This is a genomic window from Spiroplasma endosymbiont of Virgichneumon dumeticola, assembly GCF_964264745.1.
Classification (GTDB): Bacteria; Bacillota_I; Bacilli_A; order Mycoplasmatales; family VBWQ01; genus Spiroplasma_E.
This window is the reverse complement of the sequence record NZ_OZ183478.1, coordinates 1,446,179-1,469,132: the sequence shown is the minus strand read 5'-3', so window position 1 is coordinate 1,469,132 and position 22,954 is coordinate 1,446,179. Positions and strand designations below refer to the sequence as shown.

At 29.9% G+C, this 22,954-nt stretch carries 31 protein-coding genes; 24 read left to right on the top strand and 7 right to left on the bottom strand.

What is annotated here, in order from left to right; all coding sequences use genetic code 4:
* The first annotated feature begins 33 nt into the window (after positions 1–33).
* Together ACFEL4_RS09550 and ACFEL4_RS09545 are read left to right on the top strand one after the other, a co-directional pair.
* Positions 34–570 carry a hypothetical protein gene (locus ACFEL4_RS09550; protein ID WP_375317556.1) on the top strand — a complete coding sequence of 179 codons (537 nt, stop codon included), beginning with the start codon at positions 34–36 and terminating at the stop codon, positions 568–570.
* Positions 465–854: an IS1595 family transposase gene (locus tag ACFEL4_RS09545; RefSeq protein WP_375317555.1), complete on the top strand. Its 390-nt coding sequence runs from the start codon at positions 465–467 to the stop codon at positions 852–854. Before ACFEL4_RS09550 ends, ACFEL4_RS09545 begins: the two co-directional genes overlap by 106 nt.
* 394 nt (positions 855–1,248) lie before the next feature.
* Here ACFEL4_RS09545 and rpsR read toward each other — a convergent pair whose 3' ends face one another.
* From rpsR to ACFEL4_RS09525, 4 genes are all read right to left on the bottom strand, one after another.
* Entirely contained in the window at positions 1,249–1,479 is a 231-nt protein-coding gene (gene rpsR / locus ACFEL4_RS09540; RefSeq protein ID WP_308150059.1) for a 30S ribosomal protein S18, read from the bottom strand.
* 20 nt (positions 1,480–1,499) lie between these two features.
* Positions 1,500–1,982 carry a single-stranded DNA-binding protein gene (locus tag ACFEL4_RS09535; protein ID WP_308150060.1) on the bottom strand — a complete coding sequence of 161 codons (483 nt, stop codon included), beginning with the start codon at positions 1,980–1,982 and terminating at the stop codon, positions 1,500–1,502.
* A 26-nt stretch (positions 1,983–2,008) separates the two neighbouring features.
* Positions 2,009–2,536 carry a 30S ribosomal protein S6 gene (rpsF, locus tag ACFEL4_RS09530; RefSeq protein ID WP_375317554.1) on the bottom strand — a complete coding sequence of 176 codons (528 nt, stop codon included), beginning with the start codon at positions 2,534–2,536 and terminating at the stop codon, positions 2,009–2,011.
* Between the two features lie 314 nt (positions 2,537–2,850).
* Positions 2,851–3,666, bottom strand: a complete 816-nt coding sequence (locus tag ACFEL4_RS09525; RefSeq protein WP_375317553.1) for an IS1595 family transposase — start codon at positions 3,664–3,666, stop codon at positions 2,851–2,853.
* Between the two features lie 110 nt (positions 3,667–3,776).
* Between ACFEL4_RS09525 and ACFEL4_RS09520 the strand changes: the two genes are divergently transcribed.
* The 16 genes from ACFEL4_RS09520 to ACFEL4_RS09445 all read left to right on the top strand — a co-directional run bounded on the left by ACFEL4_RS09520 (position 3,777) and on the right by ACFEL4_RS09445 (position 15,643).
* Positions 3,777–4,121 (top strand): hypothetical protein, encoded by a 345-nt coding sequence (locus ACFEL4_RS09520; RefSeq protein WP_375317552.1) that lies wholly within the window; start codon positions 3,777–3,779, stop codon positions 4,119–4,121.
* Between the two features lie 230 nt (positions 4,122–4,351).
* Positions 4,352–6,349, top strand: coding sequence for a DHH family phosphoesterase (locus ACFEL4_RS09515; protein WP_375317551.1), 1,998 nt, complete (start codon positions 4,352–4,354; stop codon positions 6,347–6,349).
* Between the two features lie 27 nt (positions 6,350–6,376).
* A complete protein-coding gene (rplI, locus tag ACFEL4_RS09510) occupies positions 6,377–6,820 on the top strand; it encodes a 50S ribosomal protein L9 (protein ID WP_375317550.1) in 444 nt (147 codons plus the stop codon).
* Positions 6,821–6,823: 3 nt separating this feature from the next.
* Positions 6,824–8,161, top strand: a complete 1,338-nt coding sequence (gene dnaB, locus ACFEL4_RS09505) for a replicative DNA helicase (protein WP_375317549.1) — start codon at positions 6,824–6,826, stop codon at positions 8,159–8,161.
* A gap of 21 nt (positions 8,162–8,182) precedes the next feature.
* Complete coding sequence (locus ACFEL4_RS09500) at positions 8,183–8,362, top strand: hypothetical protein (RefSeq protein ID WP_375317548.1); 180 nt, start codon at positions 8,183–8,185, stop codon at positions 8,360–8,362.
* Positions 8,363–8,662: 300 nt separating this feature from the next.
* On the top strand, positions 8,663–8,812 hold the full coding sequence (gene rpmG / locus ACFEL4_RS09495; protein WP_308150235.1) for a 50S ribosomal protein L33: 150 nt from the start codon (positions 8,663–8,665) through the stop codon (positions 8,810–8,812).
* Between the two features lie 11 nt (positions 8,813–8,823).
* On the top strand, positions 8,824–9,255 hold the full coding sequence (locus ACFEL4_RS09490) for a preprotein translocase subunit SecE (RefSeq protein ID WP_375317547.1): 432 nt from the start codon (positions 8,824–8,826) through the stop codon (positions 9,253–9,255).
* 35 nt (positions 9,256–9,290) lie between these two features.
* The gene (locus tag ACFEL4_RS09485) at positions 9,291–9,911 is read left to right on the top strand and encodes a transcription termination/antitermination protein NusG (protein WP_375317546.1); all 621 of its coding nucleotides are present in this window, start codon (positions 9,291–9,293) and stop codon (positions 9,909–9,911) included.
* Between the two features lie 153 nt (positions 9,912–10,064).
* Positions 10,065–10,511: a 50S ribosomal protein L11 gene (gene rplK, locus ACFEL4_RS09480; RefSeq protein ID WP_375317545.1), complete on the top strand. Its 447-nt coding sequence runs from the start codon at positions 10,065–10,067 to the stop codon at positions 10,509–10,511.
* A complete protein-coding gene (gene rplA / locus ACFEL4_RS09475; protein WP_374047468.1) occupies positions 10,511–11,194 on the top strand; it encodes a 50S ribosomal protein L1 in 684 nt (227 codons plus the stop codon). The genes rplK and rplA overlap by 1 nt, the downstream gene beginning before the upstream one ends.
* 181 nt (positions 11,195–11,375) lie before the next feature.
* The gene (locus ACFEL4_RS09470; RefSeq protein WP_375317544.1) at positions 11,376–11,756 is read left to right on the top strand and encodes a hypothetical protein; all 381 of its coding nucleotides are present in this window, start codon (positions 11,376–11,378) and stop codon (positions 11,754–11,756) included.
* Positions 11,757–11,773: 17 nt separating this feature from the next.
* Complete coding sequence (locus tag ACFEL4_RS09465) at positions 11,774–12,130, top strand: hypothetical protein (RefSeq protein WP_375317543.1); 357 nt, start codon at positions 11,774–11,776, stop codon at positions 12,128–12,130.
* A gap of 118 nt (positions 12,131–12,248) precedes the next feature.
* Positions 12,249–12,527: a hypothetical protein gene (locus ACFEL4_RS09460; RefSeq protein ID WP_375317542.1), complete on the top strand. Its 279-nt coding sequence runs from the start codon at positions 12,249–12,251 to the stop codon at positions 12,525–12,527.
* A gap of 6 nt (positions 12,528–12,533) precedes the next feature.
* The gene (locus tag ACFEL4_RS09455) at positions 12,534–13,073 is read left to right on the top strand and encodes an IS1595 family transposase (RefSeq protein WP_375318381.1); all 540 of its coding nucleotides are present in this window, start codon (positions 12,534–12,536) and stop codon (positions 13,071–13,073) included.
* Positions 13,074–13,187: 114 nt separating this feature from the next.
* Complete coding sequence (locus ACFEL4_RS09450; protein ID WP_375317541.1) at positions 13,188–14,783, top strand: MATE family efflux transporter; 1,596 nt, start codon at positions 13,188–13,190, stop codon at positions 14,781–14,783.
* Positions 14,784–14,821: 38 nt separating this feature from the next.
* Complete coding sequence (locus ACFEL4_RS09445) at positions 14,822–15,643, top strand: IS1595 family transposase (protein ID WP_375316797.1); 822 nt, start codon at positions 14,822–14,824, stop codon at positions 15,641–15,643.
* 209 nt (positions 15,644–15,852) lie between these two features.
* Here the strand turns inward: ACFEL4_RS09445 and ACFEL4_RS09440 are convergent, their stop codons facing one another.
* Positions 15,853–16,176 (bottom strand): HU family DNA-binding protein, encoded by a 324-nt coding sequence (locus tag ACFEL4_RS09440; protein WP_375317540.1) that lies wholly within the window; start codon positions 16,174–16,176, stop codon positions 15,853–15,855.
* Between the two features lie 202 nt (positions 16,177–16,378).
* Between ACFEL4_RS09440 and ACFEL4_RS09435 the strand changes: the two genes are divergently transcribed.
* Positions 16,379–16,537 (top strand): hypothetical protein, encoded by a 159-nt coding sequence (locus tag ACFEL4_RS09435; protein WP_375317539.1) that lies wholly within the window; start codon positions 16,379–16,381, stop codon positions 16,535–16,537.
* Between the two features lie 54 nt (positions 16,538–16,591).
* Here ACFEL4_RS09435 and ACFEL4_RS09430 read toward each other — a convergent pair whose 3' ends face one another.
* On the bottom strand, positions 16,592–16,765 hold the full coding sequence (locus tag ACFEL4_RS09430; protein WP_375317538.1) for a hypothetical protein: 174 nt from the start codon (positions 16,763–16,765) through the stop codon (positions 16,592–16,594).
* A 16-nt stretch (positions 16,766–16,781) separates the two neighbouring features.
* On the opposite strand from ACFEL4_RS09430, the gene ACFEL4_RS09425 reads away from it, so the two are divergent.
* Positions 16,782–17,069 carry a hypothetical protein gene (locus ACFEL4_RS09425; RefSeq protein WP_375317537.1) on the top strand — a complete coding sequence of 96 codons (288 nt, stop codon included), beginning with the start codon at positions 16,782–16,784 and terminating at the stop codon, positions 17,067–17,069.
* 430 nt (positions 17,070–17,499) lie between these two features.
* Here ACFEL4_RS09425 and ACFEL4_RS09420 read toward each other — a convergent pair whose 3' ends face one another.
* Positions 17,500–18,321: an IS1595 family transposase gene (locus ACFEL4_RS09420; protein WP_375317536.1), complete on the bottom strand. Its 822-nt coding sequence runs from the start codon at positions 18,319–18,321 to the stop codon at positions 17,500–17,502.
* Between the two features lie 158 nt (positions 18,322–18,479).
* Here ACFEL4_RS09420 and rpsL point away from each other — a divergent pair, with 158 nt between their 5' ends.
* The 4 genes from rpsL (at position 18,480) to tuf (ending at position 22,867) form a co-directional block, all read left to right on the top strand.
* Positions 18,480–18,899, top strand: coding sequence for a 30S ribosomal protein S12 (gene rpsL / locus ACFEL4_RS09415; protein ID WP_308150210.1), 420 nt, complete (start codon positions 18,480–18,482; stop codon positions 18,897–18,899).
* Between the two features lie 14 nt (positions 18,900–18,913).
* Positions 18,914–19,381 carry a 30S ribosomal protein S7 gene (rpsG, locus tag ACFEL4_RS09410; RefSeq protein WP_375317535.1) on the top strand — a complete coding sequence of 156 codons (468 nt, stop codon included), beginning with the start codon at positions 18,914–18,916 and terminating at the stop codon, positions 19,379–19,381.
* Between the two features lie 21 nt (positions 19,382–19,402).
* Positions 19,403–21,499, top strand: a complete 2,097-nt coding sequence (gene fusA, locus ACFEL4_RS09405) for an elongation factor G (RefSeq protein WP_375317534.1) — start codon at positions 19,403–19,405, stop codon at positions 21,497–21,499.
* A 123-nt stretch (positions 21,500–21,622) separates the two neighbouring features.
* Positions 21,623–22,867, top strand: coding sequence for an elongation factor Tu (tuf, locus tag ACFEL4_RS09400; RefSeq protein WP_375317533.1), 1,245 nt, complete (start codon positions 21,623–21,625; stop codon positions 22,865–22,867).
* Positions 22,868–22,954: the final 87 nt, after the last annotated feature.

The following is a 22,954-nucleotide window of genomic DNA, read 5'->3' as shown; positions in this document are numbered from 1 at the left end:
GACTTCTCCCCACATGTACTTGTGGAGGAAACAATGAAATTGAATGAGTTCAATAATACTTTTCAAACTGAAAAACAATGTCTTGCATATATAGCAAGTTTGAAACAAAGCAAATGTATTAGGTGTTCTAGTTTTAATTTGAATACTTCTAATTTAAGAAAAATGAGATGTTTGAAATGTCATCAAACATTCAGTATTCTCACGGGCACTATATTTTCAAAGTCACAAACACCTTTAATATCTTGGTTTTATCTCATCTTTAGATGAATAAACACCAAACATGGAATTCCATCAACTGATGTTGCAAAAGAATTGGGAGTGACCTTGAAAACAGCTTGAAGAATGGGTCATAAAATCCGAAGTGCCATTGCTAAACAAGAACCTCAATTCATTGTTGAGGGCATAGTGCAAATGGATGAAATGTATCTTTCACATATGGGTTTAAAAAACAAGGAAGATCCTTGTTGAACAAAACCTTGATTGTTGGTATTTATGAACAAACAACCAACAATCGGATTGTGAAAGTATTGAAAAACGCAAACAGTAAAAATCTTTTGCAGTTTGCAATAAACCACATTTCTTCAAAGTGTGATGTACATACTGATTCTTGAAAAGGATATCGCGATTTGAAATCGGTTTTCACTAAGCATGAAACAGTTAACCATCAAGATGGCTATGTTTCAAAAACTGGTGTAAATACCAACCAAATTGAGTCAGTATGAAAACATATACGAAGAACATTTAAAACACATATCAAAGTTGCAAAACATCATATTCATTTATATGCAAAAGAAGCTGCATATAAATTCAATAACATACCTAGTTTTGAAACTGTAATGCTATGTTTAATTTAAAAATGTGGGGAGAAGTCCGTAGATAGGCTTTTCTCAGTATTTATGTGATAAAATTTAAAATAGTACATAAAGGGAGAAAAGCCAAAATATATTCACTTTAAAATCAAAACAAAGGATAAACAACTTTATATTTTATAATTAAAGATAACAAATTTTTAAAATTTTACAATAGGTTTTTTACAAAAATAAGAATGCTAACTAGTAGGGTAATTTAATTGAAAGTATTTATTTCCATATGTACGTTCAACAATGTCTTGGATATAAAACAAGTTTGAAACAAAGCAAATGTATACTTCTTCTTTGAAACCATTATTTGCATTCTTGAGTTAAAATTAATTATAAAAGAACTCACAAAATTAATAAAAATTATGAGTTCTTCTTTTAACATATTTTCTTATCTTGAGTATGGTAATAGACCCATGATTTGAGCACGCTTAATAGCAATAGCTAATTGACGTTGATATTTAGGATTAGTTCCTGTAGTTCTTGCTGGTAAAATTTTATTGTTACTACCCATAAATTTAGTTAATAATTCAACATCTTTATAGTCAATATAAGCGATTTGATTTTTAGTAATAAAGCAAAATTTTCTTCTTGAAAAACTTCTTGGTTTCCCATTATTCATTTTTATTTCCTCCTTTGTATTTAATCTCAGATAATTGCTTCTTCATCATCAAATGATGAATCATTAGAAGTAATATGGTTAAGTGAGTTTTCATTAGTGAATTTAATATCAGTGTTATAATTAGGAACTTTAAATGCTTCATCTAATTGAACTTTTGGTTCATTTTGTGGTTTTGAGTAATTAGCATTAACTGTGGCAGCTTCTTTTTTACGATTATCTAAAAAGGTAACAGTTTGAGCAACTACTTCAGTAATGTACTGATCTTTGCCCTCATATGTGGATTTTCTTGTTGACAATCTACCTGAAACTGAAACTAAAGAACCTTTAACAAGATAAGTAGCCATATTTTCAGCAACTTTATTTCAAGCTATACATGGAATAAAATCAGTTTGATTTTGAGCATTACCAACTGCAACAGTAAAAAAAAGAAAAGATTTTCCTGTTGAAGATTTACGTAACGCTAAAGAACGAGCAATTCTACCAGTTAACGAAACATTATTCATAATTTATACCTCACTTTTCCAATTTTTTAGTCTTTTTTAATAGTACTTGGTGCACTATTTGTTTTAGGAACATAATTACTACGTGGGCGATGGTGACTAGCAGATTCAGTAACAGCAATTGGTCTTGGTTTTCTTTCTGTGTCTCCTTCACGGTTGTATGGTGTACGCTCACGATTTCCAGGTCTTGCTGTTCTTACATAATTGTTAGGTTCTACTTGGCGTTTTACTTTAAATTTATTAATTTTTTCACTATCAAGGTTAATAACTAGGAAACGAATAACTTCTAATTGTTTTTGTTTAATTAAAACTACACGATTAAAATTAGCAATATTTTTTGGTGAAGTAGATACTTCAATGATAAAGTAATGACCTTTAACTTTTTTGTTAATGTCATAAGCAAATGTACGAATTGCATCTTCTTCTTTTTTAATTTCTCCACCGTTTTCAATTAAAATAGCGATTAATTCTTTTTTAATTAATTGTGCTTTTTCTTGATTTTGATCATCAACGATGTACATAATTTCATAATTATGTTTTTTGTTTAAATCTTCCACTATTTGAAGACCTCCTTTTGGGCATATGGCTCATAATGAGCAAGGAGTAAATATATTATTAAGTTTTGCTTTTTAAATATTTAACTCATAGAATATTATAACTTAATTACCTTGAAAGTAAAGGTATTTTTTAAATAGACTTCGTGCAATCTATGATAAACTACCAAATTTTAACTTTAGTGGAACACCAAGTCTTTATATATTCACAATTCAGGTAATAATTTATGGCTTTTCTCCCTTTATGTACTATTTTAAATTTTATCACATAAATGCTGAGAAAATCCTATCTACGGACTTCTCCCCACATTTTTAAATTAACATAGCATTACAGTTTCAAAACTAGGTATGTTATTGAATTTATATGCAGCTTCTTTTGCATATAAATGAATATGATGTTTTGCAACTTTGATATGTGTTTTAAATGTTCTTCGTATATGTTTTCATACTGACTCAATTTGGTTGGTATTTACACCAGTTTTTGAAACATAGCCATCTTGATGGTTAACTGTTTCATGCTTAGTGAAAACCGATTTCAAATCGCGATATCCTTTTCAAGAATCAGTATGTACATCACACTTTGAAGAAATGTGGTTTATTGCAAACTGCAAAAGATTTTTACTGTTTGCGTTTTTCAATACTTTCACAATCCGATTGTTGGTTGTTTGTTCATAAATACCAACAATCAAGGTTTTGTTCAACAAGGATCTTCCTTGTTTTTTAAAACCCATATGTGAAAGATACATTTCATCCATTTGCACTATGCCCTCAACAATGAATTGAGGTTCTTGTTTAGCAATGGCACTTCGGATTTTATGACCCATTCTTCAAGCTGTTTTCAAGGTCACTCCCAATTCTTTTGCAACATCAGTTGATGGAATTCCATGTTTGGTGTTTATTCATCTAAAGATGAGATAAAACCAAGATATTAAAGGTGTTTGTGACTTTGAAAATATAGTGCCCGTGAGAATACTGAATGTTTGATGACATTTCAAACATCTCATTTTTCTTAAATTAGAAGTATTCAAATTAAAACTAGAACACCTAATACATTTGCTTTGTTTCAAACTTGCTATATATGCAAGACATTGTTTTTCAGTTTGAAAAGTATTATTGAACTCATTCAATTTCATTGTTTCCTCCACAAGTACATGTGGGGAGAAGTCCGTTATAAAATATAAAGTTGTTTATCCTTTGTTTTGATTTTAAAGTGAATATATTTTTTATAAAGGAGTACTAAAATATGAAAAGTATAAAAAAATTGCAATTAGTAACCATAATATCACTTATTTCTACTGTTTTGATTATGATTACAGGATTAATCTTTATAGGTTTTTGTAATTTTCATAAGTGTATTATCAAAGCTTCTAAATTAAATTTTGTAATTTTAGAAAAAAATGGATTTGAATTATTAAATATTACTAGCATAAATTATGTATTAAGTCATTCAGCATATTATGTTAGTAAAAATGATGGAACTTATTCCCAATGGATTCAATTACAAAGTGGAGTTATTTTTTTGTACAATTTTGACACCAATTTTCACGTTTATAACTACTGCTTTAACTTTTTTAATTATTGGCTTTAAAATGAAATTTAAAAATTGTGAAATAATCAACAATTACTATATTCACTAAATTTTTACAATTCATGTAACAATAATGAAATTTATCTAATTCAATAAAAAATGTTCCACTTTTTTGATATCTTATAAATATTAAAAGTAATTGCAATTATCATGAAATAAACAGAGGTAATCCTTATTTTTAATGTTAATGTTATAGTATAATTAAAGTAATCTTATAAGGAAGTGGCCAAGTGTTCAAATCATTACGAAATTATCATTTAATAATGATTGTTTGATTAGTAGTTGAAATCTTAATCGGTTTAACTTATTTTATTGTTAATATTGAAACATCGCGACAAGCAGTCACTATTGCTGTAATTTTAAGTTTGGTTTTGGGAAACTTCGTTATTGTTTGTCTTTATATTTTCCTTTTTAGTCTATGGATTCGCCATCGTTACATTAATACTGCTGAAATTATTAAATTAAATAATGCCCAAGCACTAACATTTGGTAGTGTGGGAATGATTGTTCTAGATAGTGATTTATCAATTATGTGAGTAAGTGAATTTTTAGAGGATAAAGGACTAGGCCGTTTAATTGGAAAATCAATTGTTAAATTATCACGCGATTTAGAACAACTTATTAGCAATAATATTACTCAAATTACGCTTAAAATTGAAGATATGCTTTATGATGCTATTTATTTAGTTCAAACGCGTACTATTTTATTGCAAGAAACTACTAAATATCATTTCTTATATAATAAATTACAACAAGAAAAATTAGTATTTGGTGTGATTAGTGTTGATAATTTTTATAATTCTTTACAAAAATTAAGAGTTGAAAATCAAATTCGTGTTGAAGCTTTCATTAAAACTGAACTAAATGATTTTGCTAATAACTATTCAGGTTTATTATTAGGAAATATTGAAGATGGATATAATATTTTGCTTTACCAAAATGAGTTTAACAAAGCTCGCAATGATAATTTTCCGTTAATTAAAAATATTCGTGAAGGCGTGAAAAAATTTAAAGCTGATATTACCTTATCAGCAGGTTTTTCTTATGGTAATGCTATTAGTAAAGATTTATATGATTTAGCTATTGAAAGTAAAGAACTTGCTGTTTATCGTGGTGGTGATCAAGTTGTAATTCGTGAATTTGGTGGTAATACTGTTTTTATTGGTGGCACAATTGAAGCAAAACAATCAGAATCTAAAATTAATATTCGAATGTTTGCCCAATCGTTGTATAATGAAATAAAGTTAGCAGAAAATGTCCTTGTAATGGGTCATCGTGCTGCTGATTTTGATTGTATTTCTTCAGGAACTGCTATTGTTGAAATAGCAAAAACATTAAATAAAACTGCACATTATATTATTAATCAAAATGAAGTCGACGAACGAACTTTAAAAATTCTACATGAACTTGTCCCTGAAAGTTATACTAGCCGTAATTTTATTACTGGAAAACAAGCTTTAAAATTTCTGCATGCTAATACTTTGTTAATTGTTGTTGATACACACAATCCCCAACGAGTTGATAGTCCTGACCTTTTAAGTAAGGCTGTTAAAATTATTGTTATTGACCATCATCGTGTTTCTGATGAAGCAATTAGTAGTACTATTACTTCTTACATTGATGCTGGAACTTCTTCTACTGCCGAAGCTATGACAGAAATTATTTATTATAATGACTTCAATAATATCGAATCCGAATTTTTATGGAATTTAATGTTTGCTGGAATTCTAATTGATACTAATAATTTTCAAGTTCGAACAACTCGTAGAACATTTGAAGCTTGCGGTTTATTAACTGATTGAGGAGCTTCTTCTTCTAAAGTTAAAGGGCTATTGAAAAATAGTTTAAATGAATTAATTGAAAAATTTGCATTAATTAGTAATGCAAAAGAAATTAAAAAAGGTTTTTTAGTAGTATTAGCTGAAGAAAACTTAGAAGTTCATACTTCATATTTAGCGCAAATTTCAGAAATGCTATTAGATTTACGTGATTGTAAAGCATCTTTCACTATTGCTTATGACCGAAATGGTCGAGCCTGTTTATCAGCAAGAAGTAATGGTGAAATCAATGTGCAAATTATTTGTGAAAACCTTGGTGGAGGAGGTCACTTTAGTGCCTCTGCTGTTCAAAGTAGCAAATTAAGTATTAAAGAACTATATGATGAACTAGTTAGAATTATAGAAAGTGGTTCTTACAGTAGCGAAAGTGGTCTGACAGAACGATATTAAAAATATTAATGAAAGGTTGTGACACAAATGAAAGTGGTCCTTCTAAAAGATGTAAAAAATTATGGTAAAAGTGGTGAAGTTGTTAATGTAAGTGATGGTTATGGTAAAAATTATTTATTACCAAACAAACTAGCAGTAATGGCAACAAACGAAGCTTTAAAAATTAATCAAAAAGAAAAAAATAGAAATGCGGAAATGCGTAATGAACAATTAGCAAATTTTCAAAATATTAAAAAACAATTAGCAGATATTACTTTACAATTTAAATTAAAAACTAATAATGGTAAAGTGTCAGGTGCGATTTCTGCTAAACAAATCTGTGAATTTTTAGCAAAAAGATATAATATAATTATTGATAAACATAAGTTTATTAAATTTAGCCCTATTCATGAGATTGGAATAACTAACATTACTATTAAGTTAGACATAACAATTACTGCTAATTTAAAGGTGGAAGTAACAGGAGAATAAATTATGAGTGATAATAATCAATATATAAACAATGCCGAAATCAATGTGCTAAGTGCCATGATTCAATCCTCACCTGCTTGCGAGAGCGCATTAAATTCTTTAGAATCAAATGACTTCACTATTAGTGCCAATCAAACTATATTTAAAACTATTACTAATCTTTATCGTAATAATTCAGGAATTGACACAACAACAATTGCTGAAGAATTAGTTAAACAAAATAATTTAGATAAAATTGGTGGTATTCAATATTTGTCTTCATTAGTAGGCCAATATATTACTGATGCCAACTTAAAAGAACATATTAACATTCTAATTGAAAGAACAACAAAACGACAATTAGAAAGTGCTTTAAAAAATATTGGTAAAGAACTACAAGGCGAAAAATCTATTACTGATATTTTAGTTAATGCTGAAGCACAAATTGTGCAAGTAAGTAGTGAGCGTAATAATGAAGAATTATTACCCATTAGTGCTCATATTGATGAAGTTGTGACAAAAATTGAACAATTACAAAAATCAACTGTTAATATTACCGGTGTAAGCTCAGGTATTAACAATTTAGATATTGTTACAAGTGGTTTCCAGAAGGGTGACTTGATTATTTTAGCAGCAAGACCTTCAATGGGTAAAACTGCTTTAGCCCTTAACTTTGCCCTTAATGCTGCCAATGAACAAGAAAATAAAGACGACGCTGTTGTTATATTTTCTTTGGAAATGCCAAAAGACCAATTAATTACAAGAATGATATCTTGTCAAGGTCATTTTGATGCTAATCGTTTACGTAATAAAAGTAAATTTACATCAGCTGATTGAAATAGAATTAGTGCAACAGCTGAACAATTAAAACAAAAAAATATTATTATTGATGATACTCCTGGATTGCGAGTTTTAGAATTACAGACTAAATTACGTAAACTAGCTCGTGAAAATAATATTAAATTAGTTGTTATTGATTATTTGCAACTATTAACGGGACGAGATAGTGAATCACGCCAACAAGAAGTTTCAAATATTTCTCGTAGTTTAAAAATTCTAGCTCGCGAATTAAAAGTCCCTATTATTTGTTTATCACAACTTTCAAGGTTAGTGGAACGAAGAGAAGAAAAGCGCCCGTTAATGTCTGATTTACGTGAATCAGGAGCCATTGAGCAAGACGCTGATATAATTATGTTTTTATATCGTGATGATTATTATAAAGAAAAAAATAGTGAAGAAAGTACTGCTCAAGAAAGTAATGTTGCTGAAATTCTGATTTCTAAACATCGTAATGGTCCAACTGGGAAAGTAGTAACTATTTTTATTCCAAAATGGGGTAAGTTTGAGAATTATACGGGATAGGGGAAGGCTTGTACATAAATTATGAAAAAAATATTAAATATTTTTTTAACTCTATCGTTATTTTCAACATTGTCTTTTAATATTGCAGGGTGTAAAAATACTAATAATACACAATATGATAACGTAAAAGATGCAATATCAAGTTTAGAAAACCAAACATTTCATATTTCTATAAAGAATGTTCAGGGCGTATCAAGTTAATGGTTAGATTAATAAGAACTTAAATGAGAGATAATACTCTCATTTTTAATTGTTAAACAATTATAATTAATTATGGCTTTTCTCCCTTTATGTACTATTTTTAAATTTTATCACATAAATGCTGAGAAAAGCCTTAGTTAATTTGAATATTTTTTTCCATTATTACTTTTTTTCTTGTACAATAATTAAAGAAAGAAATAAAACTAACCATTTCTTAATATAAAAAATCATTTAAAAATTGACACTTATTTTAAATAATAATATAATTAAAAATGGTTAAGTTTTCAAGGTGAATTTATAATGAACGAAAAGATAATCTTAATATGCAGCATTTGCTTAAACCGTAATTATCATACTTATAAAAATAAAATTAAAAACAAAGAACGCATGGAATTAAAAAAATATTGTGAACACTGTCATCAACACACTGTCCACAAAGAATCACGATAGGAGGTATTTTCATGAGTGAAGAAAATAAGTCAAAAAAATCCGAAATTAATCATGAAAAAGTGGCCCTTTTAAAAAACAAATTTAATATTCTTCGTAAAATTAAACCATTAAAAACAAAAAGAACTTTTGAAGGTACTACTGAAACATTTAACCCTCGTACTGCTGATAAAAATAAAAAAGTTGATATTAGCGCCATATGAGAAAAAGAACGTAAAAATCGTACCTTAGAAGAACGCTATTATTATAAGCGTGAAGCCAGAACTTATCATAAATATTTTTTCCTATATTTATCACGAGAAGTAAGAAGAACACGTTGAACACCAAGAAAACAATTAAATAGTAAATTCCTTACCACAGTAGCATTCATTACTGTTCTAGCATTATTTTTCTATGCAATAGAAAGTATTTTACTAGTGGTATTACCATTACTAAAAATTATGTAAAAAATATTAAAGCAAAAAATGGAGATGTCAAAATAATGAAAAATGAAAAACTTTTAAATAAAGTTGTACCAGTTGAAGAAACACATAAAAATAGAATTGCCCAAGCCCAATGATATATTGTTAACTGTAACAAAGGTAATGAAGATAAAGTAGCTGCTGGTTTAAGACAAAAAATTGAAAAAAAATTAAATCTAAAAGATAATATTTTTCAAGTCCGCGTTGTTAGTGAAACTTCAACTGATAAAGATAAAAAAGTAACTGAAAAAAATATTTTTCCTGGTTATATTTTTGTTCATATGATTTTAACAGAAGACACTTGATATGATATTCGTAATACTGCTGGAATTAATGGTTTTATTGGCTCTAGTGGTAAAGGTGTACCTCCAACTCCGCTTTCAACAAAAGAAGTTAATGAAATGTTATACCGTAATTCTAAACCACCTGTACAACCAAAAGTTAAACAAGTAAAAGAAGTTAATCGCGACTTTAAAGTTGATGATTTTGTTAATATTACTTCTGGTGCTTTACAAGACCGCGAAGGTCGTGTAACTAAAGTTGATGACGAAAAAGGAGTAGCAACAGTTGCTGTTGATATGTTTGGTCGTGAAACTGAAGTTAAAGTAGAATATGATAGTTGTAAAAAGATTAATTCTTAAATCAAAAATATTATTGACTACTATTTATAATAATGTTATTATTTTTAAAGTGCTATTTATCCAAATAAATAGTATTTAATTATGTTTGAAACTTGTGGAAGAAATTATTCGTTTGAACCACAGTGAGGACCCAATTTATAGGAGGAGTTGCTCATGGCTGAGAAAAAAAATATTAATCGTGAGGGTATTATCCAATTACCAGCAGGTAGTGCCAAACCAGGTGCTAGTTTAGCTTCATTTGGTATTGATATGCCTCGTTTTTGTAGAGAATTTAATGATAAAACTAAAGATTTAAAAGATGACGCTAACCCCGTTCCCATTCCTATATTCATTACTGCATACAAAGATAAAACTTTTGACTTTAAAATCAAAACTACACCAACAACGTTTCTTTTAAAAAGAGCGTTAAAATTAACAAAAGGTTCAGCTAACGCTAAATTAACAAAAGTAGGAACTATTACTTTAGCTCAAATTACTGAAATTGCTAAGATTAAACTTCCTGACTTAAATGCTTATACATTAGAAGATGCCATCAAAATTATTGCTGGTACTGCTAAAAATATGGGTATTACCGTTGAAAACGGAAAGGAAGGTATTTAATTATGGCTAGAAGCAAAAGATATCTTGCATTAGCAAACTTAATTGATAAGTCTAAAAATTACCCTGTTGACCATGCTATTGAATTAGCACAACAATCATCATCATTAAAGTTTGATGCTACTGTTGAAGCAGCATTTCGTTTAAATGTTGATCCAAGACATGCTGATCAAATGCTACGTGGTTCAATCGTGTTACCAGCAGGTACTGGTAAAGTCCAACGTGTATTAGTAATTACTACAACTAAACAAAAAGAAGCGTTAGAAGCACAAGCTGATTTTGTTGGTGGTAAAGAAATGATTGAAAAAATCCAAAAAGGATGATTCGAATTTGATGTAATCATTGCTACACCAGAAATGATGGGTGAGTTAGGAAAAATTGGTCGTGTACTAGGTCCTAAGGGTTTAATGCCAACAGCTAAATTAGGAACAGTAACAATGGATGTTGAAAAAGCTATTACAGATATTCGTAAAGGAAAAGTGGAATACCGTGTTGATAAACAAGGTAATATCCATGTTATTCTTGGTAAAGTTTCATTTACACCAGAAGATTTAAGACATAACTATACAACAATCCTTTCTACTTTAAAAAAAATCAAACCTGCTGCTGTTAAAGGTACTTATATTAAAAATATTAGTATTACAACAACAATGGGACCAAGTATTAGAGTTTTAATTGAAGAATAATAGTAATTTTAATTTTAAAAATCATTAGTAATTCGTTTTTGCTAATGATTTTTTTCTGTTTTGATTAACATTTTATTTTTAAATGAAAATATTTTACGATATAATTTACTTATTGTGATAATTCCAGTAATTTTGTTTTTGCTGGTTAAACAATAAAAATTGGTAAAGGAGCACGACAGTAATGAAAAAACTAATAAATAGTTTTAAAAAGCAAAATTGAGAAATAAAAATTGGCTTTTACTCACTGGTAGTTAGTATTATATGCTTGGCAATAGGACTAATTTTAATTGCAACAGCTAATTTTACACCAAAATCAGGCGGAGATACTGTTAATAGTGGTAATGGTTTTAATATACTTGCTGACTGAGGTATTAATAATTTTTTAACTGCTGATGGACATAATGAAATGGAAATTTTCTATTTTAGTAATAAATTTTTATCTTATCCAATCGCACAAGTTTCAGCAGGAGTTGTATTTGCCATTATTCTAGCTTCAACGTTTGTTGGAATTAGTGGTTTATCACTAATATTTGGCTACTTTAAACGCTGATTATATTCTTAATTTAGTAAGTGATAAGCATGGATAAAAGTAAAAATTCATCACATTGAGATTGAAGGCAAAAATTTGGTTTGTTTTTAATTATTGTGGCAATAATTTCAATAATAATTAGTTTAATATTATTTGGTACGGCTTTTTTTAACAATGCCAATAATAAATTTCTTGGTGATGGGTTTTGAAGTTTAAAGTACTACGGAATTATCAATTTGTTTAATAATTGAAATGTATTTGATAATGATGCTGGTTTTAATGCCTTCATTAGTCACCCATTTCAACAAGTTTATTTCGGAATTATTTTATTAATAATTATTTTTCCCATTTTTTTTGGAATCGGTAGTATTTTATCAATTCGTGGATGATGAACAGCAAGAATTTAATAACAATGTAAAATTAAAGTATAATGTTAATTATTAATTTAAACAAAGGAATTCTTAATATGCTTGTTTTTTAAAAAATTAATCGGACTTCTCCCCACATGTACTTGTGGAGGAAACAATGAAATTGAATGAGTTCAATAATACTTTTCAAACTGAAAAACAATGTCTTGCATATATAGCAAGTTTGAAACAAAGCAAATGTATTAGGTGTTCTAGTTTTAATTTGAATACTTCTAATTTAAGAAAAATGAGATGTTTGAAATGTCATCAAACATTCAGTATTCTCACGGGCACTATATTTTCAAAGTCACAAACACCTTTAATATCTTGGTTTTATCTCATATTTAGATGAATAAACACCAAACATGGAATTCCATCAACTGATGTTGCAAAATAATTGGAAGTGACCTTGAAAACAGCTTGAAGAATGGGTCATAAAATCCGAAGTGCCATTGCTAAACAAGAACCTCAATTCATTGTTGAGGGCATAGTGGTGCAAATGGATGAAATGTATCTTTCACATATGGGTTTTAAAAAACAAGGAAGATCCTTGTTGAACAAAACCTTGATTGTTGGTATTTATGAAAAAACAACCAACAATCTGATTGTGAAAGTATTGAAAAACGCAAACAGTAAAAATCTTTTGCAGTTTGCAATAAACCACATTTCTTCAAAGTGTGATGTACATACTGATTCTTGAAAAGGATATCGCGATTTGAAATCGGTTTTCACTAAGCATGAAACAGTTAACCATCAAGATGGCTATGTTTCAAAAACTGGTGTAAATACCAACCAAATTGAGTCAGTATGAAAACATATACGAATAACATTTAAAACACATATCAAAGTTGCAAAACATCATATTCATTTATATACAAAAGAAGCTGCATATAAATTCAATAACATACCTAGTTTTGAAACTGTAATGCTATGTTTGATTTAAAAATGTGGGGAGAAGTCCGTAGATAGGCTTTTCTCAGCATTTATGTGATAAAATTTAAAAATAGTACATAAAGAGAGAAAAGCCTATTTTAATTATAATTAGAAAGGAGAAATTATGAATAGACTTACACAAACTCAATCAGCAGTTAAAAATAATAAAGCCACTATAAATCTAGCTAAAAAATTAAAACGACAAGCAATTTTTACAACAGCTAAACCATGAAAAGCGATTTTTATGATGGTAACTCCGACCATTATTGCTATTATTATTTTTTCTACTTATCAAATTTTTGATAAATGAATTGCTACCCAATGAGGTGGTAATAATATTATTAATAATTATAGTAATCCTAATTTAACAATTTCAGCTGACCAGGCATTGAAAATTATTAACATTGCTACAACATATGCAGCAGTTCCATCAGCAATGATGGTAGCATTTGCTTTATTAATTTCCACAGGAACGGGAATTAAGTATTCTATTGCCTATGGAAAAAACAAACGTGAACGCATGTCACAATATTTAGGTAATGGTTTTTTATTGTCATTCATTATTTCTATTATTTTTATGATAACTATGTACTTTAGTTGTCAAAGTATTATTGAATTTCAGGCAGGTAGTGCTGACGGCAGCACTGATCCAGCTATTAGAGACATCATTATTAAAGAGGCAGTCCGTTTTTCAAGAATATTAATTTTAGCAACTCCTTTTTTATTTTTTGCTAATTTTTGAATTTCATTACTACGTAGTGAGGGAATGATGCTATGAACTATCTTAATTAATGTCTTTGCTTGTTTAGTAAACTTATCATTAGACTTTATTTTTGTTATTCCTGGTAAAATGGGAATGGAAGGGACAGCTTATGCTACTATCATTGCTTGAGCAAGTATTAACTTAATTGCTATTGCCATTATTTGACATAGTGGTTCTAATATCAGATTTAATTTAGTACACTTAAAATTAAAGAAAGCATTTGTAATAGGTATTTTACTAATTGGTGCAACGTCATTATTACAAAATATTGCTCAAAGTATTTTAGCTATGGTTACAACTAAAATTTTAAATTTGTTACCACCTCCAGATTATCATAATAGTGACAGTAGTATTCCAGTTTATGTGCAGTTATATGGTGGAATTATGCCATGATTAGTTTTAATTAATGCGCCAATTATTGGAATTACGCAAGGAGCACGGGCATTAGTTGGTTATGTCTATGGAACAAAAGATTTTAGTCGTGTTTGACAATTAATGTGACGCTTAACATTATTGTTAATTTTATTATTAATAGCTTCAATACTATTAGTAGTAATTGCAGGTCAATATATGATGCATTTCTTTGGTGTTGACTTAGCAATGGCTAAACATTTTAAGATTTATATTATTATGCAATTTGCATTTTATCCGTTAGCAACATTACATTATATTGCTGTTATTTTTTATCAATCAATTAATCGTGGTAAAATTTCTTTATTTGCTAGTCTGCAACGTACTATTATTATGCCTATTATTTGTTTAGGATTAGGGTATGTCGTTGCCAAGAGTACTGGTGATGGTTTCTATTTTTATTTATTTGTTGGTTTTATTGATTTATTTGCAGCATCTGTATTATTACCTTTATTAGGTTATACATTTTGAAGAGCACGACCTTTTATTGATGCTACCAAAGGTCAAACTATGGAAACTATTAAATGGAAACTATTAATAAATTAGAGACGGACTTCTCCCCACATGTACTTGTGGAGGAAACAATGAAATTGAATGAGTTCAATAATACTTTTCAAACTGAAAAACAATGTCTTGCATATATAGCAAGTTTGAAACAAAGCAAATGTATTAGGTGTTCTAGTTTTAATTTGAATACTTCTAATTTAAGAAAAATGAGATGTTTGAAATGTCATCAAACATTCAGTATTCTCACGGGCACTATATTTTCAAAGTCACAAACACCTTTAATATCTTGGTTTTATCTCATCTTTAGATGAATAAACACCAAACATGGAATTCCATCAACTGATGTTGCAAAAGAATTGGGAGTGACCTTGAAAACAGCTTGAAGAATGGGTCATAAAATCCGAAGTGCCATTGCTAAACAAGAACCTCAATTCATTGTTGAGGGCATAGTGCAAATGGATGAAATGTATCTTTCACATATGGGTTTTAAAAAACAAGGAAGATCCTTGTTGAACAAAACCTTGATTGTTGGTATTTATGAAAAAACAACCAACAATCTGATTGTGAAAGTATTGAAAAACGCAAACAGTAAAAATCTTTTGCAGTTTGCAATAAACCACATTTCTTCAAAGTGTGATGTACATACTGATTCTTGAAAAGGATATCGCGATTTGAAATCGGTTTTCACTAAGCATGAAACAGTTAACCATCAAGATGGCTATGTTTCAAAAACTGGTGTAAATACCAATCAAATTGAGTCAGTATGAAAACATATACGAAGAACATTTAAAACACATATCAAAGTTGCAAAACATCATATTCATTTATATGCCAAAGAAGCTGCATATAAATTCAATAACATACCTAGTTTTGAAACTGTAATGCTATGTTTAATTTAAAAATGTGGGGAGAAGTCCGTAGATAGGCTTTTCTCAGCATTTATGTGATAAAATTTAAAAATAGTACATAAAGGGAGAAAAGCCATTAGAAAATAATTCTGAATCAAAAATAGTAGAAACAATAGCATTAGAAAAGTTTATTATATTAAGAGTTTATGCATCAAAATTTATTAAGTTAAAGGCACTTTGATTAACAAAGTGCCTTTAAACTATTTTTTTCCTTTACCATTTACTAATTGTTTTAATTTTTTGCATGAATTAAATTTAACAACACGTTGTTTATCAATCATAATTGATTCACCTGTTTTAGGATTTACTCCTCTGCGGGCTTTACGAGTTTTAATCGTAAATGTTCCAAAGTTTCTTATTGTAACGTCTTCTCCCCGCTCTAAAGTCAGGATAATTTTTTCAAACATAGTTTCTAAAGCATCCTTGTAATCTGCTTCTGAACTTTGTAATTCTTTTTGAACCACTTTAATAATTTGTTTTTTTTGCATAAAAATTTCAACCCTTTCCTCATAACCAATCATCATCAATATATTAAAAATAACTTAAATGATAGTATTATTATATAACATTTTTCAAAAAAGCCGTGTTTAATGAAATTTTTAAAACTGAATTTCCTATAATAGTAATGAAAACGTAAAGATTGAAAATTAGTTTTTCCCTTTACTTTTAAGATTTTTTTGATACTATCTTGCTTATTAACAAATGAAAAACCTGGAGGAAAAACTTATGAAAAGCATGAAAACAATAATTAGACTATTAGGTGCTACAGTATTAACAACAGCATCACTATCAACAGTTGTGGCTTGTGGTAGTAAAGCAAGAACCTTACAAAATGATGTTGATGATATTATTACTGCTTTAAAATCAGGTGTTCAAGGTAAATAACTAGTGGAATTAGCACCCAAAAAATGCTTTAGATTTATTCCAAACAACAACAACTTACATTAATAAAGATGCTACTGTAACATTAGCAGTACCAGCTGATGCAACTACACCTTTAATTAATGGTGATAGTCTTATTAAAGTTATCGTTACACTTAAAACCATTACTAGCAATGCTTTTAACGCCAATATTGTTAATGTAAACATAAATAAACACAATAAATTAAACATAAATAGCACTAGTTTAATGTTATTTCAAGCAGCAGCTACAAAAATTAAAGTTGATGCTACAGTTGTTTTTGCTACACCAAGTGATGGACATACTAGATTAGTTATAGATAATAACACTCTTCGAGTTATAGTTACAGTTGGTTCAAAGTCTGAAACATTTGATGCAGTTTTAACTGGCATAGTAGCCTACAGTTGTAACCCAGGAACAATACCAAATGATGTTGATGATATTATTACTGCTTTAAAATCAGGTGTTCAAGGTAAGAATTTAACTAGAATCTCTAGCACTCAAAAAATGCTGTAGATTATTTCAAGTAGCAGTTTCTTATTAAAGTTATCGTTACACTTAAAACTATTACTAGTATTGTTTTTGAAACCAATATTGTTGACGTAAAATAAAGCAATAAACTAAATAAAATAAAGAGCACTTAGTTAACTAAGTGCTCTTTTAACTTTAAAATTTTATTTAATTTATTATAATAAAAATAGTTTTTATAATAAAGTGTTATTTATTTCCAATATTCAAATTTAAAAGATTTATTATTTGCAAAAAATTTGCTTAAAATAACACTATAAGTATTATTTTATATCTAAAAATACATCACACTTACTTTTCTACAAAATTAAAGAAAAATTTTTTATTTTTTTAAGGCTTTTCTCCCTTTATGTACTATTTTTAAATTTTATCACATAAATGCTGAGAAAATCCTATCTACGGACTTCTCCCCACATTTTTAAATTAAACATAGCATTACAGTTTCAAAACTAGGTATGTTATTGAATTTATATGCAGCTTCTTTTGCATATAAATGAATATGATGTTTTGCAACTTTGATATGTGTTTTAAATGTTCTTCGTATATGTTTTCATACTGACTCAATTTGGTTGGTATTTACACCAGTTTTTGAAACATAGCCATCTTGATGGTTAACTGTTTCATGCTTAGTGAAAACCGATTTCAAATCGCGATATCCTTTTCAAGAATCAGTATGTACATCACACTTTGAAGAAATGTGGTTTATTGCAAACTGCAAAAGATTTTTACTGTTTGCGTTTTTCAATACTTTCACAATCAGATTGTTGGTTGTTTTTTCATAAATACCAACAATCAAGGTTTTGTTCAACAAGGATCTTCCTTGTTTTTTAAAACCCATATGTGAAAGATACATTTCATCCATTTGCACTATGCCCTCAACAATGAATTGAGGTTCTTGTTTAGCAATGGCACTTCGGATTTTATGACCCATTCTTCAAGCTGTTTTCAAGGTCACTTCCAATTCTTTTGCAACATCAGTTGATGGAATTCCATGTTTGGTGTTTATTCATCTAAAGATGAGATAAAACCAAGATATTAAAGGTGTTTGTGACTTTGAAAATATAGTGCCCGTGAGAATACTGAATGTTTGATGACATTTCAAACATCTCATTTTTCTTAAATTAGAAGTATTCAAATTAAAACTAGAACACCTAATACATTTGCTTTGTTTCAAACTTGCTATATATGCAAGACATTGTTTTTCAGTTTGAAAAGTATTATTGAACTCATTCAATTTCATTGTTTCCTCCACAAGTACATGTGAGGAGAAGTCCGTTTTTTAAAATAATTTGACTATTACCCCTAAAAAATGTTATTATACTTATTGGACTAAATTTTGATACACTAGGACTTGTGTATATAATTAATCTTTACATTTTAGAAGGGGGCTTGCAATTAATGCCAACAATGAATCAGTTAGTACGTAATGGACGTAAAACTAAAAAGTATAAATCAAAATCTCCAGCATTAAATGTTGGATACAATTCATTATCAAAAAGAACATTTGGAATTAGTTGTTCTCAAAAAAAAGGTGTAGTTACCCGTGCTGGAACTATGACACCAAAAAAACCTAACTCAGCGTTAAGAAAGTACGTTCGTGCTCGTTTAACTAATGGTATGGAAGTTACTGCTTACATTGGAGGAGAAGGTCACAACTTACAAGAACATGCTATTGTTTTAATTCGTGGAGGAAGAGTAAAAGACTTGCCCGGAGTTAGATATCACGTAGTACGTGGAGTTGCTGATACTGCAGGAGTTGCTAAACGTAACCAAAGTCGTTCTCTATACGGAACTAAAAAACCAAAAGATAAAAAATAAGGAGGGAAAAATCAATGCGTAAGAATCAAGCTATTAAAAGAGAACTAGTTGACGACCCAGTATTTAAATCAAAAGTTGTAACACAACTTATTAATGCAATTATGACTGACGGTAAGAAAAGTGTAGCGCAAAGAATAGTTTACAATGCCTTTAAAATTGTTACCGAAAAAACAAAAGAAGAACCATTATCAGTATTTGAAAAGGCTATTGCTAACATTAAACCACAACTAGAAATTAAAACAAGAAGAATTGGTGGTGCTAACTACCAAGTTCCAATTGAAGTTAGTGAAGTTCGTAAAGGAACACTAGCTATCCGTTGATTAGTTGCCTACTCAAAAGCAAGACACGGAAGAAGTATGGAAGAAAAATTAGCTGCTGAAATTATGGATGCTTACACAGGTAACGGTTCATCAATCAAAAAACGTGATGAAATCCATCGTATGGCTGAGTCTAATAAAGCATTTGCTCATTATAAATGATAATAATATAAAGGAGAAAATTAAATGTCAGAAATATCAGGTCGCCAATATTCACTAGCACATACTAGAAATATCGGAATTATGGCTCATATTGATGCTGGTAAAACTACAACTACTGAACGTGTGTTATATCATACTGGTAAAATTCATAAGATGGGTGAAGTGCACGAAGGTGCAGCTACTATGGACTGAATGGCACAAGAACAAGAACGTGGAATTACTATTACTTCAGCAGCAACTACTGCTGTTTGAAGAAACTACCGTATTAACATCATTGACACCCCCGGTCACGTCGACTTTACTGTTGAAGTTGAACGTTCACTTCGTGTTTTAGATGGTGCAGTTGCTGTATTAGATGCTCAAACAGGTGTTGAACCACAAACTGAAACTGTTTGAAACCAAGCAACTAGATATAATGTTCCAAGAATTGTTTTTGCCAACAAAATGGACAAAACTGGTGCTGACTTTGCACATTCAATCCAAACATTAAAAGACAGACTTGGTGCCAATGCTCATGCTATTCAATGACCAATTGGTGCTGAAGATGCATTTGATGGAATTATTGATATTATCGAAATGAAAGCTTACCACTTTGATGGTAAACCTAATGAAGACTATAAAGAAATTCCAATCCACGATGACTTAAAAGATGAAGTTGAAATTAGACGTCATGAATTACTTGAAGCGCTTTGTGCTTATGATGATGAAATAATGAACTTATTTTTAGAAGAAAAAGAAGTACCAGCTGCATTAATCAAAAAAGCAATTCGTAAAGCTACTATTGATGCTAAGTTCTTCCCTGTTTTATGTGGAAGTGCCTTCAAAAATAAAGGTGTTAAATTAATGCTTGATGCTGTTATTGATTACTTACCTTCACCACTAGATGTTCCTGCTATTAAAGGAATCTTGCCAAATGGTAAAGAAGATGTTCGTAAATCAAGTGATAGTGAACCATTCTCAGCTTTAGCTTTCAAAGTTATGACTGATCCTTTTGTTGGAAGATTAACTTTCTTCAGAGTGTACTCAGGTACACTAAATGCGGGAAGTTACATTTTAAACTCAACAAAGGATAAAAAAGAACGTGTTGGACGTATTGTTCAAATGCATGCTAATAGTCGTCAAGAAATTAAAAAAGTATATGCTGGTGATATTGCAGCTATTGCTGCGTTAAAAGATACAACTACTGGTGATACTTTATGTGATGAAAAACATGAAATCATTCTTGAAAAAATGGTATTCCCAGAACCAGTTATCTCATTAGCTTTAGAACCAAAAACTAAAGCTGATCAAGAAAAAATGGGTATCGGATTGCAAAAACTAGCAGAAGAAGACCCAACTTTCCGTGTCGCAACAGATAAAGAAACTGGACAAGTAATTATTTCAGGAATGGGAGAATTGCACTTAGATATCTTAACTGACCGTCTAAAACGTGAATTCAAAGTGGAAACTAATGTTGGTAATCCACAAGTTGCTTATCGTGAAACAATTAAAGCAGTTTGTGAAAAAGCCGAAGGTAAATATATTCACCAATCTGGAGGGAAAGGGCAATATGGTCACGTTATTATTAAATTTGAACCAAACCCTGATAAAGGATTTGAATTCGTTGATAAAATCGTTGGTGGTAAAGTGCCTCGTGAATACATTAAACCTGTTGAATCTGGTTTAATTAAATCACTTGCTAATGGTTTAATTGCTGGATATCCTGTAATTGATGTTAAAGCAACGCTATATGATGGCTCATTCCACCCAGTTGACTCTTCAGAAAATGCCTTTAATATTGCTGCTTCTAAAGCATTACAAGATAATAAAGACTTATTAAAACCAGTATTATTAGAGCCAATTATGGATGTTGAAGTAGTTATCCCTGAAGATTACTACGGATCTATTGTTGGTAAAATCTCTGGCAAAAGAGGAACAATTATTAGCGATGATATGAGAAGTCATTCTAAAGTTGTTAGATGTAAAGTACCACTTTCTGAAATGTTCGGATACGCTACTGAGTTACGTTCAATGACCCAAGGCCGTGGAACATATACAATGTCATTCTCACATTATGAAGAAGCACCAAAATCAGTAACAGAAACAATTGTTGGTAAGTATAAAAAAGTAAGAATTTCTTAAAAATAATGATAATTTAATTGCAAGTAATTTAACTTTACTTTAAAATTACTGTAGTGTTTAATTATATTGTTAAATAAATAAAATATCAAAATAAAATTAGTATATTCAAGGAGGAATTATAAAATGGCAGAAGTAAAGAAAAAGCCTGCAGCTACAGGCCCAAAACAAAAATTCGAACGTGGTAAACCGCACGTTAACGTTGGAACAATTGGTCACGTTGACCATGGTAAGACGACATTAACAGCTGCAATTACTGACTATTGTTCAAAACATGAAAAAGATGGGTACAAAGGTGTTTCTAAAGGATATGCTGATATCGATGCAGCTCCTGAAGAAAAAGCACGTGGTATTACAATTAACACTGCTCACGTTGAGTACGAAACTACAAAACGTCACTATGCTCACGTTGACTGTCCAGGCCATGCTGACTACATTAAAAACATGATTACTGGTGCTGCGCAAATGGATGGTTCAATCTTAGTTGTTGGTGCTACAGACGGTCCAATGCCTCAAACTCGTGAACACATTTTACTTGCTCGTCAAGTTGGTGTTAAAAACATTGTTGTTTTCTTAAACAAATGTGACCTTATGGAAGATGAAGATATGTTAGAACTAGTTGAAATGGAAATTCGTGAATTACTAACTAAATACGAATTCGATGGAGACAACACACCAATCATTCGTGGTTCTGCAAGAGGAGCGCTTGATGGAAAAACTGAATGACAAGCAAAAATCAAAGAATTATTAACTGCTATGGATGAATGAATTCCAACTCCAGTTAGAGATACTGAAAAATCGTTATTATTAGCCGTTGAAGATGTATTCACTATTACAGGACGTGGAACGGTTGCTACGGGAAGAATTGAACGTGGAACTTTAAAGAAAAATGAAGAAGTTGATATTGTTGGTATTAACAATGGACACAAAAAAGTTGTTGTTACAGATATTGAAATGTTCAGAAAATTCTTAGATGAAGCTTATGCTGGAGATAACGTTGGAGTATTATTGCGTGGAATCAAACGTGAAGATGTACAACGTGGACAAGTTATTTGCAAACCTGGATCTGTTACACCACATACTAAGTTTAAAGCTGAAGTTTATATCTTAAGTAAAGAAGAAGGTGGACGTCATACTTCATTCCATGCTGGATACCGCCCACAATTCTATTTCCGTACGACAGATGTTACAGGAAGTATGGATGACTTTAAAAACAAAGGTGAAAAAGCTGAAATGATTATGCCTGGCGATAACGTAACTATTTCTGTTGAATTAATTCACCCAGTTGCCCTTGAAAAAGGAACACAATTCTCAATCCGTGAAGGTGGAAGAACTGTTGGAGCTGGACAAGTTACTGAAATTATTAAATAATTACTTTAACTATTTGGGCGTATCAAGTTAATGGTTAGATTAATAAGAACTTAAATGAGAGATAATACTCTCATTTTTAATTGTTAA